This window comes from Pseudomonas sp. B21-053 (assembly GCF_026016365.1).
Taxonomy (GTDB): domain Bacteria; phylum Pseudomonadota; class Gammaproteobacteria; order Pseudomonadales; family Pseudomonadaceae; genus Aquipseudomonas; species Aquipseudomonas nunensis.
The window spans coordinates 374,835-386,963 of the sequence record NZ_CP087205.1; the positions used below are offsets into that span (position 1 = coordinate 374,835).

General features: G+C 59.7%; 15 protein-coding genes. 10 read left to right on the plus strand and 5 right to left on the minus strand.

The window, feature by feature from the left end:
* Positions 1-59 precede the first annotated feature (59 nt).
* The 6 genes from hisB (at position 60) to LOY68_RS01700 (ending at position 3,946) form a co-directional block, all read left to right on the plus strand.
* Entirely contained in the window at positions 60-653 is a 594-nt protein-coding gene (hisB, locus tag LOY68_RS01675; RefSeq protein WP_003218037.1) for an imidazoleglycerol-phosphate dehydratase HisB, read from the plus strand.
* A complete protein-coding gene (gene hisH, locus LOY68_RS01680) occupies positions 653-1,291 on the plus strand; it encodes an imidazole glycerol phosphate synthase subunit HisH (protein ID WP_033058292.1) in 639 nt (212 codons plus the stop codon). Before hisB ends, hisH begins: the two co-directional genes overlap by 1 nt.
* On the plus strand, positions 1,292-1,552 hold the full coding sequence (locus tag LOY68_RS01685; protein ID WP_054616495.1) for a DUF2164 domain-containing protein: 261 nt from the start codon (positions 1,292-1,294) through the stop codon (positions 1,550-1,552).
* Positions 1,553-1,594: 42 nt separating this feature from the next.
* On the plus strand, positions 1,595-2,332 hold the full coding sequence (gene hisA / locus LOY68_RS01690; RefSeq protein WP_010464588.1) for a 1-(5-phosphoribosyl)-5-[(5-phosphoribosylamino)methylideneamino]imidazole-4-carboxamide isomerase: 738 nt from the start codon (positions 1,595-1,597) through the stop codon (positions 2,330-2,332).
* A gap of 9 nt (positions 2,333-2,341) precedes the next feature.
* Entirely contained in the window at positions 2,342-3,112 is a 771-nt protein-coding gene (hisF, locus tag LOY68_RS01695; RefSeq protein ID WP_007972752.1) for an imidazole glycerol phosphate synthase subunit HisF, read from the plus strand.
* A 78-nt stretch (positions 3,113-3,190) separates the two neighbouring features.
* Positions 3,191-3,946 carry a substrate-binding periplasmic protein gene (locus tag LOY68_RS01700; protein ID WP_054616494.1) on the plus strand — a complete coding sequence of 252 codons (756 nt, stop codon included), beginning with the start codon at positions 3,191-3,193 and terminating at the stop codon, positions 3,944-3,946.
* Between the two features lie 82 nt (positions 3,947-4,028).
* Here the strand turns inward: LOY68_RS01700 and LOY68_RS01705 are convergent, their stop codons facing one another.
* From LOY68_RS01705 to gpmI, 4 genes are all read right to left on the minus strand, one after another.
* Positions 4,029-4,805, minus strand: a complete 777-nt coding sequence (locus LOY68_RS01705; RefSeq protein ID WP_054616493.1) for a divergent polysaccharide deacetylase family protein — start codon at positions 4,803-4,805, stop codon at positions 4,029-4,031.
* 1 nt (position 4,806) lies between these two features.
* The gene (locus tag LOY68_RS01710; protein ID WP_054616492.1) at positions 4,807-6,135 is read right to left on the minus strand and encodes a S41 family peptidase; all 1,329 of its coding nucleotides are present in this window, start codon (positions 6,133-6,135) and stop codon (positions 4,807-4,809) included.
* A gap of 31 nt (positions 6,136-6,166) precedes the next feature.
* Positions 6,167-7,462 (minus strand): murein hydrolase activator EnvC family protein, encoded by a 1,296-nt coding sequence (locus LOY68_RS01715; RefSeq protein WP_054055294.1) that lies wholly within the window; start codon positions 7,460-7,462, stop codon positions 6,167-6,169.
* A 229-nt stretch (positions 7,463-7,691) separates the two neighbouring features.
* Positions 7,692-9,221 carry a 2,3-bisphosphoglycerate-independent phosphoglycerate mutase gene (gpmI, locus tag LOY68_RS01720; RefSeq protein WP_265042565.1) on the minus strand — a complete coding sequence of 510 codons (1,530 nt, stop codon included), beginning with the start codon at positions 9,219-9,221 and terminating at the stop codon, positions 7,692-7,694.
* Positions 9,222-9,374: 153 nt separating this feature from the next.
* On the opposite strand from gpmI, the gene LOY68_RS01725 reads away from it, so the two are divergent.
* Genes LOY68_RS01725 through secB form a run of 3 tightly spaced genes read left to right on the plus strand, consistent with a single transcriptional unit; the run spans position 9,375 to position 10,586 of the window.
* Positions 9,375-9,788 carry a rhodanese-like domain-containing protein gene (locus LOY68_RS01725; RefSeq protein ID WP_054055299.1) on the plus strand — a complete coding sequence of 138 codons (414 nt, stop codon included), beginning with the start codon at positions 9,375-9,377 and terminating at the stop codon, positions 9,786-9,788.
* A gap of 1 nt (position 9,789) precedes the next feature.
* The gene (grxC, locus tag LOY68_RS01730) at positions 9,790-10,044 is read left to right on the plus strand and encodes a glutaredoxin 3 (RefSeq protein WP_010464569.1); all 255 of its coding nucleotides are present in this window, start codon (positions 9,790-9,792) and stop codon (positions 10,042-10,044) included.
* A 56-nt stretch (positions 10,045-10,100) separates the two neighbouring features.
* On the plus strand, positions 10,101-10,586 hold the full coding sequence (secB, locus tag LOY68_RS01735) for a protein-export chaperone SecB (protein ID WP_007897410.1): 486 nt from the start codon (positions 10,101-10,103) through the stop codon (positions 10,584-10,586).
* A gap of 129 nt (positions 10,587-10,715) precedes the next feature.
* Here secB and LOY68_RS01740 read toward each other — a convergent pair whose 3' ends face one another.
* A complete protein-coding gene (locus LOY68_RS01740) occupies positions 10,716-11,171 on the minus strand; it encodes a tRNA (cytidine(34)-2'-O)-methyltransferase (protein ID WP_007949025.1) in 456 nt (151 codons plus the stop codon).
* On the opposite strand from LOY68_RS01740, the gene LOY68_RS01745 reads away from it, so the two are divergent.
* Entirely contained in the window at positions 11,170-11,610 is a 441-nt protein-coding gene (locus LOY68_RS01745; RefSeq protein WP_265042571.1) for a hypothetical protein, read from the plus strand. The genes LOY68_RS01740 and LOY68_RS01745 overlap by 2 nt on opposite strands.
* Positions 11,611-12,129 lie beyond the last annotated feature (519 nt).

Genomic DNA, 12,129 nt, shown 5'->3' on the forward strand with positions numbered 1-12,129 from the left:
TCCGGCCCGCGCCCCTATAATGGCTGCCTTTTTCGCCCAATGATTTTGCGGAGCTGGTGATGGCCGAACGTAAGGCGTCTGTCGAGCGCGACACTCTGGAAACCCAGATCAAAGCCTCGATCAACCTGGATGGCACCGGAAAGGCCCGATTTGATATCGGTGTTCCTTTTCTTGAGCACATGCTGGACCAGATCGCCCGTCACGGGCTGATCGACCTGGATATTGTCAGCAAGGGCGACCTGCATATCGACGACCACCACACCGTGGAAGACGTCGGTATCACCCTGGGTCAGGCCTTTGCCAAAGCCATCGGCGACAAGAAAGGCATCCGTCGCTACGGCCACGCCTACGTGCCGCTCGATGAAGCGCTGTCGCGCGTAGTGATCGACTTCTCCGGCCGTCCTGGCCTGCAGATGCACGTTCCCTATACCCGCGCCACCGTTGGCGGCTTCGACGTTGACCTGTTCCAGGAATTCTTCCAGGGCTTCGTTAACCATGCGCTCGTCAGCCTGCACATCGACAACCTGCGCGGCACCAACACTCACCACCAGATCGAAACCGTGTTCAAGGCTTTCGGCCGCGCCCTGCGCATGGCGGTAGAGCTGGATGACCGCATGGCCGGGCAAATGCCATCGACCAAGGGCGTTCTGTAATGCAGACGGTCGCGGTTATCGATTACGGCATGGGCAACCTGCACTCGGTGGCCAAGGCCCTCGAGCACGTCGGTGCCGGCAAGGTCTTGATCACCAGCGATGCCGATGTGATTCGCGAAGCCGACCGGGTGGTTTTTCCCGGCGTCGGCGCGATTCGCGACTGCATGGCGGAGATCCGTCGTTTGGGTTTCGACTCCCTCGTGCGTGAAGTCAGTCAGGACCGTCCGTTCCTCGGCATCTGCGTCGGCATGCAAGCCTTGCTCGACAGCAGTGAAGAAAACGACGGCGTGGACTGCATCGGCCTGTTCCCGGGCGCGGTGAAGTTCTTCGGCAAAGACCTGCATGAAGACGGCGAACACCTGAAAGTCCCGCACATGGGCTGGAACGAAGTGAAGCAGACGGTGAGTCATCCGCTGTGGCACAACATTCCGGACCTGGCGCGTTTCTACTTCGTGCACAGCTACTACATCGCTGCCGGCAACCCGCGGCAAGTGGTGGGTGGCGGTCATTACGGTGTCGATTTCGCTGCGGCGCTGGCCGATGGCTCGCGTTTCGCCGTGCAGTTCCACCCGGAGAAAAGCCATACCCATGGCCTGCAATTGCTGCAGAACTTCGCCGCGTGGGATGGTCGCTGGTAAATGGCCGTCAAGAAGTCCAAACCGCCGATCCTGACCCTCACTCCCGAACAGGAGAACGAGGCCAATCACAAGATCAAGCGGTTCATGGAGGATCGCTTCGAACTGGACCTGGGTTCGTTCGAAGCGGCGGAAATTCTTGAGCTGTTTACCCGCGAAATTGCGCCGCACTATTACAACAGGGCGATTTTCGATGTGCAGACGCACCTAAAAGAAAGGTTCGAAAGCATCGAAAGCGACCTGTGGGCGCTCGAGAAAAACTGATTTCCGAGCGAAGCTGAACAATCGAATTTGAAGGTTTGCCAGATGCTGATTATTCCCGCTATCGATCTCAAGGACGGTGCCTGTGTTCGTCTGCGCCAGGGCCGCATGGAAGATTCCACGGTGTTCTCCGATGACCCGGTGAGCATGGCTGCCAAGTGGGTGGAGGGCGGTTGCCGTCGTCTGCATCTGGTCGATTTGAACGGCGCGTTCGAAGGCCAACCGGTCAACGGCGAAGTGGTCACCGCGATTGCCAAGCGCTACCCGAACCTGCCGATCCAGATCGGCGGCGGTATCCGTTCCCTGGAAACCATCGAGCACTACGTCAAGGCTGGCGTTAGCTACGTGATCATCGGCACCAAGGCTGTGAAAGATCCGGCCTTTGTCGCAGAAGCCTGCCGCGCGTTCCCGGGCAAGGTCATCGTTGGCCTCGACGCTAAAGACGGTTTTGTCGCCACCGACGGTTGGGCTGAAATCAGCACCATTCAGGTGATCGACCTGGCCAAGCAGTTCGAAGCCGACGGCGTGTCCGCGATCGTTTATACCGACATCGCCAAAGACGGCATGATGCAGGGCTGCAACGTTCCGTTCACTGCTGCGCTGGCCGCTGCCACGCGTATTCCTGTGATCGCTTCTGGCGGTATTCACAACCTGGGTGACATCAAGTCGCTGCTCGACGCCAAGGCGCCAGGCATCATCGGCGCCATCACCGGCCGGGCGATCTACGAAGGCACCCTCGACGTCGCTGAAGCGCAAGCTTTCTGCGATTCGTACAAAGGCTGAGGACTGACCATGGCGCTGGCCAAACGCATCATCCCTTGCCTGGACGTGGATAACGGCCGGGTCGTCAAAGGTGTGAAGTTCGAAAACATCCGCGACGCCGGTGACCCGGTGGAAATCGCCCGTCGTTACGACGAGCAGGGTGCCGACGAGATTACCTTCCTCGACATCACCGCTAGCGTCGATGGTCGCGACACCACGCTGCATACCGTCGAGCGCATGGCCAGCCAGGTGTTTATCCCGCTGACCGTGGGTGGCGGCGTGCGCACCGTGCAGGACATTCGCAACTTGCTGAATGCCGGCGCGGACAAGGTCTCGATCAACACTGCTGCCGTGTTCAACCCGGAATTCGTCGGTGAAGCGGCGCAGCATTTCGGTTCGCAGTGCATCGTCGTCGCCATCGACGCGAAGAAGGTCTCCGGTCCGGGCGAAACTCCGCGCTGGGAAATCTTCACCCACGGCGGGCGCAAGCCGACCGGTCTCGACGCCGTTGAATGGGCGAAGAAGATGGAAGGTTTGGGCGCTGGTGAAATCCTGCTGACCAGCATGGATCAGGACGGCATGAAAAACGGTTTCGACCTTGGCGTCACCCGTGCCATCAGCGATGCGTTGGGTATTCCGGTGATCGCTTCCGGCGGCGTCGGCAACCTGCAGCATTTGGCCGACGGCATCATCGAAGGCCACGCCAGCGCGGTGCTGGCGGCGAGTATTTTCCACTTCGGCGAATACACCGTGCAGGAAGCCAAGGCCTACATGGCCCATCGCGGAATCGTGATGCGCTAAACAAAGCGATACAGGCCAGTGGACAGCATGGCGGGCTCAGGGCACTCTTGGGCACGCCATGGATTCCGGTAGCCCGACATGTTCAAACGTTTTCTTCTCGTCCTCGCCAGCGCTTCTCTGTTGCTCATCAACGGAGCCCGCGCCGAAGAAAGTCCCGCCACCGATCTGGTGCTGCTGACGGAAAACTTCCCGCCATACAACATGGCAAAGAACGGCAAAAACTTCGCTCAGGACGAGAACATCAACGGCATCGCCGTGGACATCGTCCGCGAGATGTTCAAGCGCACCGACATTACCTACAGCCTGACCCTGCGGTTCCCCTGGGAGCGCATCTACAAACTCGCCCTGGAGAAACCCGGTTATGGCGTGTTTGTGATGGCGCGGCTGCCGGATCGCGAGAAGCTCTTCAAGTGGGTCGGCCCAATCGGCCCGGATGACTGGATCATGCTGGCCAAGGCGGACAGCAAGATCACCCTCGAGACGCTGGATCAGGCGCGCAAGTACAAGATCGGCGCCTACAAGGGCGATGCGATTGCCGAGACATTGGCCAAGCAGGGTTTGAAGCCGATTGTGGTGCTGCGGGATCAGGACAACGCCAGGAAACTGGTCAGCGGCCAGATTGATCTGTGGGCCACGGGCGATCCGGCTGGTCGTTATCTGGCCCGTCAGGACGGCGTGACCGGACTCAAGACCGTGCTGCGCTTCAACAGCGCCGAGTTGTACCTGGCGCTGAATAAAGACGTGCCGGATGAGATTGTCGCCAAGCTTCAGGCGGCGCTGGATCAGATGCGCAAGGAAGGCGTGGTGGACGACATCATGGCGAAGTATCTCTAAGGTGAATCAAAAGATCGCAGCCTTCGGCAGCGCCTACAGGGGAACGCGTTCGGCGTAGGAGCTGCCGAAGGCTGCGATCTTTTCAGCGGTACACTCCATCCTTTCCATGCGCAGCCGTCGCCCGATTGCTGCGCACGCTGATCATCATTTTGATGTCGATCCAGTCAATTCCCTGAGCCTTCAGCTTCGGCAGTTCACGCTCCAGCACCGCCAGCGTCTGCGGATACGGATGCCCGATCATCACCGCCGAACCTTGCTTATGCGCCAGGCTGATCGCCGTTTGCAGCTGGGTGAAGATCGCCGCTTCAGTTCGCTCATCATCGAGAAAAACATCCCGCGAAACACTCGCCAAGCCAATCTTCTGCGCTTCGGCCGCGCCCACGGTTTGCGCGCTGGTGCGGCTGTCGACGAAGAATTTATGCCGGCGCTGCAAGTCCGCCATCAACCAGGCCATGGCCGGTTGCTGGGCGGTCATGCGACTGCCCATGTGATTGTTGATGCCGGCGGTGTACGGCACAGCCTTGAACGCGGCGTTGAGGCGCTTTTCCAGCTCTTCGATGGGCAGGTCAGGATGCCAGGCGAACGGACCGGTGGCCGGGTCCATGGGCATGTGCAGGATGACGACTTTGCCGGCGCGATGAGCCTCGCGGGCGAATTCGGCGGCGTGGGGTGTATCGGGCATGATCGCCGTGGTCACCGGGCCGGGCAGGGCGAGCACGCGACGATCCCGGGGCAGGTTCTGCCCCAGGTCATCGATGATCAGTGTCAGGTAAGCCTTGTGCGGGGAGGTCTTGGCGGGCTCTGCGTGAGCAGCACCCGCCAGACAGCACAACAAACCGAGGATGAAGCGCAAGCGCATCTCAGCGGCCGGAGGTGATGCTCAGCCCTTTGAGCAGGCTCAGGGCCTGGGCCAATTGGTAATCGTCATCCTGCGGCATTGCCTTGGCTTTGCTGCTGGACGTCGGCTTGTCGGCGCCGCCGTTGCCATTGCCCAAGTGACCTTGCAGATCGGCTTCCTTGAAGTACTCGCCGTCCTGTTCGTTGGTGATCTTGGCCTTGCGCACTTCGATGTCCGGGACGATGCCCTGCGCCTGGATCGAGCGACCGTTCGGCGTGAAGTACAGCGCGGTGGTGATCTTCAGGGCGCGATCGTTGTTCAGCGGCAGCACGGTTTGTACCGAACCTTTGCCGAAACTGGTGGTGCCCATCAGCACAGCGCGTTTCTGATCCTGCAAGGCGCCGGCGACGATTTCCGAAGCCGAGGCGCTGCCGCCGTTGATCAGCACAACCATTGGCACCGCTTCGCTTTCGTCTTTGCCGGTAGCGGAGAAGCGCAGTTCGGAGTTGGCGATGCGGCCCTTGGTGTAGACGATCAGGCCCTTGGTGATGAAGTGGTCGACCACTTCCACCGCGGCTTGCAGCACGCCGCCCGGGTTGTTACGCAGGTCGAGGATGATGCCATTGAGCTTCTTGCCGTTGTCCTTGCGCAGCTTGGCCAGGGCCTTGGAAACTTCTTCGCCGGTCTTGACCTGGAACTGGGTGATGCGGATGTAGCCGTAGCCCGATTCCAGCAGCTGCGCCTTGACGCTCTTGACCTGGATCGTGGCGCGGGTCAGTACCACGTCGAATGGCGTGCCACCGTCGCGGACCAGAGTCAGAGTGATTTTCTGGCCGATCTTGCCGCGCATCTTGTCCACGGCTTCGGTCATGGTCTGGCCACGAGTCGGTGCACCGTTGATCTTGACGATGAAGTCGCCAGCCTGAATGCCGGCCTTGGAGGCCGGGGTATCGTCGATTGGCGACACCACTTTGATGAAGCCGTCTTCGGCACCGACTTCGATGCCCAGGCCGCCGAATTCGCCGCTGGTGCTTTCCTGCAGTTCAGCGAAGTCTTCCGGGCCCAGGTAGGCGGAGTGCGGGTCGAGATTGCTGAGCATGCCCTTGATGGCATTTTCCAGCAGGGTCTTGTCGTCTACCGGTTCGACATACGCGGCTTTGATCCGGTCCATGACCTCGGCAAAGGTGCGCAACTCTTCCAGAGGCAATGGCGCCTTGGTGGTTGCAGCGGTGCCCGCAGGTGCAGGAGCTGGCGCAGCCGCCGGGGCAGGCTGAGCGGCAAACGCCAGAGGCGCGCCGATCACCAGGGCGATCGTCAGGGCCAGCGAGGTAAGGCGGGACAAATGCAGCATGTCGAACGAACTCCTGAATTAGATGCCGTGCTTATCCTTGCGCACGGCACCATTGCGCTGGATCACTCGGGTGACCCTGCTGACGAATTGCGAAATACAGCGCTGGTGTGTCCTGGCCGCCACTGTTACCGACAGTGGAGATGGACTCACCGGCTTTAACCACATCACCCGCAGACTTGAGCAGCGTCTGGTTGTGACCATAAAGACTCAAAAAACCGTTGCCGTGGTCCAGAATCACCAGCAGCCCGGCACCGCGCAACCAATCGGCGAACACTACACGGCCACCGTGAACGGCATGCACTTGGCTGCCGGCGGAGGCGCTGATCATCACGCCGTCCCACTTGGTCCGGGCATCATCGCCGCGGCTTTCGCCGAAGCGCGCCAACAGTCGACCATCAACCGGCCATGGAAGTTTGCCGCGGGCTGAAGCAAATGCGCCGCCAAAGGTCTCGCCTGAACTGGAAACCAGCGCGCCAGGTGTCGGTTTAGCGGGTTTGCGTGGGGCATCAGTGTTGGCGTCGGCCTGTTCCTGAGCCTCACGTAAACGCTTTTTTTCGGCTTCCTGCTGGGCAATCAGCGCTTTTTGTCGCGCTTCTTCTGCCTCACGAGCCTGGCGAGCCAGGGTTTCTTCGATGGTTTTAAGGACTTTAGACAGGTCTGCCTGATCCTGCTCGCGGGCGGCGAGCTTCTGATCGCGTGCCTTGACGTCGTCGTTGAGCTTGGCCAGGGCCTTTTGGCGTTCCTGGCGAACTTTGTCGAGTTCGTCACGCTGGCTGTCGAGGCTGCTTTTTTGCACCAGCAACTGAGCCTGTTGCATCGAAATGTCTTTTTCGACGTTGGCCAATTGGCGCAGGGTTTCGTTGAAGTTCTTCAGCTGCTCCAGGCGGGCCTGGCTCAGGTAGTCGTAATAAGTGAGGGTGCGGGCGAATTTTTCAGGATTTTGCTGGTTGAGCAGCAGCTTAAGGTACTCCTGACGGCCATTCTGATAGGCCGCGCGGGCCTGGATGGCGATCAGTCGTTGCTGTTCAATGCGCGCGCTCTGGAGTTTTTTTTTCTCACCATCGAGTCGCTGCAGCTCGGATTCGCTTTTCTTCAGCTCTTTTTGCAGGGCATCGACCTGCTTCTCGAGCTTGCCCATCTCGGTCTCGGTGCCCTTTAGGTCCTTTTGCACACCGGATTTTTCTTCCTGCACCTTGCTCAGCAGTTTTTTCAGCTCGGCAATGTCCTGACGCGTGGCGTCCAACTGTTGTTGGGTTTGCGCGCGCTCGTCAGCAAAGGCCGGTTGGAGCAGGCAGGTCAGAGCGAGGGCTATCAGGACGCGAAGCATAGAGGCGGGTGATACCAGGGAAAGGGACGGCCTAGTATGCCCGGCAAGCGCCGCAAAAAAAATGCCCAATTGGGACTGTGTGATAACTGGCCCGAAAAACGCTGAAAACCAATGTGGGAGCGAGCCTGCTCGCGAAAGCGGTGTGTCAGTCAACATCGATATCGACTGACACTCCCTCTTCGCGAGCAGGCTCGCTCCCACAGGTTTTTTCGGTGTTTTGGAAACCGGATTACACCAGAATCGAAGTCCCGGTCATTTCTTTCGGGACTTCCAGGCCCATCAGCATCAGCATGGTCGGCGCGACATCCGCCAATACGCCGCCATCGCGGACCTTGAAGTCACGCTTGCCGACATAGATGAACGGCACCGGCTCGGTAGTGTGAGCGGTGTGTGCCTGGTGGGTTTCTTCGTCGGACATTTTTTCGCAGTTGCCGTGGTCGGCAGTGATCAGCGCTTCGCCGCCGACTTTTTCCAGCGCGGCGGTGATGCGACCGACGCACAGGTCCAGGCATTCCACAGCTTTCACCGCAGCTTCAAGGTTGCCGCTGTGGCCGACCATGTCGCCGTTGGCGTAGTTGACCACGATCACGTCGTAACGCTGGTTTTCGATGGCGTCGACGATGCGGTCGGTGACTTCCGGGGCGCTCATCTCGGGCTGCAAGTCATAGGTGGCGACTTTTGGCGACGGGATCAGGATGCGTTCTTCGCCCGGGAACGGTTCTTCGCGGCCGCCGGAGAAGAAGAAGGTCACGTGGGCATATTTTTCGGTTTCAGCGATACGCAGTTGGGTTTTGCCGTTTTTCGCCAGGTAATCGCCGAGCACGTTTTCCAGGCTGCCGGCAGCGAAGGCCGACGGTGCAGGAATGCTGGCGGCGTATTGGGTCAGCATCACGAAGCCGGCCAGTTTTGGCTGGCGAGCCCGTTCGAAGTCCTTGAAATCGTCTTCGACGAACACGCGGGTCAGTTCACGGGCGCGGTCAGCGCGGAAGTTCATGAACACCACGGCGTCGCCGCCTTCGACTTTCACCGGTTCGCCGATCGAGGTGGCTTTGACGAATTCGTCGCTCTCGCCACGCTCGTAAGCGGCTTGTAGGCCTTCCTGGGCGGTGGCGGCGTTGAATTCGCCGTTGCCGTCGACAATCAGGTTGTAGGCCTGGGCTACACGGTCCCAACGGTTGTCACGGTCCATGGCGAAATAGCGGCCGACGATGCTGGCGATCCGGCCTTTGCCGAGGGCCTGGAACGTCGCGTCGAGCAGTTCGATGGACGACTGGGCGCTTTTCGGCGGGGTATCGCGACCGTCGAGGAAAGCGTGCAGGTAGATTTTTTCGGCACCGCGCTTGAAGGCCAGTTCGGCCATGGCGACCAGGTGATCCTGGTGGCTGTGCACGCCGCCGTCGGACAGCAGACCCATGAAGTGCACGGCTTTGCCAGCAGCAACGGCTTTATCGACGGCGGCGCAGATGGTCGGGTTCTCGAAGAACTCGCCGTCGCGGATCGATTTGGTCACGCGGGTGAAGTCTTGATACACCACGCGGCCCGCGCCGAGGTTCATGTGGCCGACTTCGGAGTTGCCCATCTGACCGTCCGGCAAGCCGACGTCCATGCCGCTGCCCGAGATCAGGCCGTTCGGCACGCTGGCGGTCAGACGGTCCAGGACTGGCTTCTTCGCCGAGTACACGGCGTTGGCTTCGTGGCTCTCACTGTGACCGAAGCCATCGAGAATGATCAGGACCAAAGGTTTAGGCGTGGTAGTCATGGATTCCACTCGTGGCTGAGTTAAAAAGAGGGCGATGGAAAAGGGAGTGGCAGTTTAAAGCGAAGTTCACACCGCGTCACCGCCGGACGGGGTTTGGCCCACCCTAGGGGCTGTGTATACTGGCCCACTTTTAACGCCCTGGAACCACCTTAAATGCTTGATCACCTGATTGCATTTGCCACCACCCACTATTTGCTGGCCGGTATTTTCGTTGTTCTGCTGGCTCTGCTGATCGCCCATGAGATGAAAGGCGGCGGTCGCAGCCTGAGCACCGGCGAGCTGACCGGGCTGGTCAACAAGGACGCAGGCGTGGTGATCGACATTCGTTCGACCAAGGATTTCGCCGCCGGCCATATCGTTGGCGCGTTGAACATTCCTCACGACAAGTTGACCGCTCGCGTTGGCGAACTGGAAAAGCACAAGGCCAAGACCATCATTCTGGTCGATGCCCAGGGCCAGACCGCCGGCACCCATGCCCGCGAACTGATGAAATCCGGCTTCACCGCCGCCAAGCTCTCCGGCGGGATTTCCAGCTGGAAGGGCGACAACCTGCCGCTGGTGAAGTGATATGAGCAACGTCGTCGTCTATTCCAGCGATTACTGCCCTTATTGCTCGCGAGCCAAGTACTTGCTCGAGAACAAAGGTGTGGCCTTCGAAGAGATCAAGGTCGATGGCAAGCCGCAGGTGCGTGCCGCCATGGCCCAGAAAGCCGGGCGTACGTCCGTGCCGCAGATCTGGATCGGCGAGCGCCACATCGGTGGCTGTGATGATTTGTTTGCCCTTGAGCGTGCCGGTAAGCTCGACGCCATGCTCAAGGCCTGACTTAAGCACCCAAGAACAGCAAACCCTAAAAGACCAAAGATCAGAAAGGATCTGAGATGACTGACCAACAGAACACTGCAGCTAGCGAAGAAGAAACCGCACCGCAATTCTCCTTGCAGCGCATCTACGTACGTGACTTGTCCTTCGAAGCCCCGAAAAGCCCGGCGATCTTCCGCCAGCAGTGGGAACCGAGCGTCGGTCTGGATCTGAACACCCGTCAAAAGGCTCTGGAAGGTGACTTCCACGAAGTCGTGCTGACTTTGTCGGTTACCGTGAAAAACGGTGAAGAAGTAGCGTTCATCGCTGAAGTGCAACAGGCCGGGATCTTCCTGATCAAGAACCTGGACGACGCTTCGATGAGCCACACCCTCGGCGCGTTCTGCCCGAACATCCTGTTCCCGTACGCTCGCGAAACCCTGGACAGCCTGGTGACCCGCGGTTCGTTCCCGGCCCTGATGCTGGCTCCGGTGAACTTCGACGCGCTGTACGCACAAGAACTGCAACGCATGCAGGCGGCTGGCGAGACTCCAACCGTTCAATAAACGGTCCCGAGCACCAAAGCAGTTTCAATGTGGGAGCGAGCCTGCTCGCGAATGGGAGTGTCAGTGACAACATTGTCGTCTGGCACACCGCTTTCGCGAGCAGGCTCGCTCCCACATTTGTTTGTGGTGTTATTTAAAGCCTAGTTGGCGCCAGCCTTCGTATACCGCGACGGCCACGGTGTTCGACAGGTTCAGGCTGCGGCAGCCTTCGCGCATCGGCAGGCGCAGGCGTTGTTCGCCTGGGAGAGCATCGAGTACCTCCGCTGGCAAGCCACGGCTTTCCGGGCCGAACAGGAAGGCGTCGCCCTCGGCGAAGCTGGCATCGTGGAACGGCCGCGAGCCCTTGGTGGTGAACGCGAACAGCCGTGGATGACCGAGGCTTTCCAGGCAACTGGCCAGGTCGGCGTGGCGTTGCAGGGTGGCGTACTCGTGGTAATCGAGGCCGGCCCGGCGCAAGCGCTTGTCGTCCATCTCGAAGCCCAGCGGTTCGATCAAATGCAGGTGGCAGCCACTGTTGGCGCACAGCCTGATAACGTTGCCGGTATTCGGCGGAATTTCTGGTTGGAAGAGGATGACGTGAAACATGCACGGCTCCGAAGGTAAAGATGAGCGGCATTCTACGCCGCCCGTGGACAACCGTTCGAAACTATTCCCGCGAGTGATAGGTTCGCTGGCGATTGTCGGGCTGATGGTCGGGTTGATGATCGGTCGCCTGACCACGCCCGACCCCACTGAACTGCAGCAGGTCGAGGTCACCGACGATGGGTTGGTGGTGTGGTTCAACAACGAGCCCAAGACCCATGGCGAAGTCGTGGATGGCAGTGTCGCGTTGCTGTTCGAGGCCGAAGGCAAGGCGCAGAAAGGCCAGCTCAAGATCAACGGCAAAGACGTGAACTGGCGCGTGCGTTTGAGTGATGGGGGGTTGTTGCTGACGGTGGTGGCGGCCCGGCCACTGCAAGGTGAGTGGGCCGGTAGCGAGGTCGATGATCGCTGGCGGCTGGAGATCCATCTCCGGGAGCAATAAAAGAGGGAATCCCCGGCCTGCCTGTACCAAGGTTCCCAAAACGGCAGGGACTTACGCATTGCGTGCAAGTCCCGGTGTAAAGAAGGAACCCCTGACCTGCCTGTATCAAGGGCCCCAAAACGGGTTGGGCTCGTCGCGTTGGCGGTGTGAGCCCGATGTAAAGAGGGGAATCCCCGGCCTGCCTGTACCAAGGTCCCCGAAACCGGGTAGTGAACTGAATCACTGAATGGACTATTGCAGGGGGCGTGCCAGGTTTTAACAAGTTGAAACAGAAAGTTGTGCTGATGCGCTGGAGGCCCCGTTATTCGCGGCTTTTGTGTTTTTGTTGGGTGGGTTTTCTAACGATTAACGACGGGATTTCAGGAGGGAGGCTGTGCGCGATTGCGGTTCACGGTGCATTGCTGCGGTGCACGAAGCTCTTAATGTGGGAGCGAGCCTGCTCGCGAAAGCGGTGTAACAGTCAACGATGATGTTGAATGTTATGGCCCCTTCGCGGGCAAGCCTCGCTCCTACAGGTGA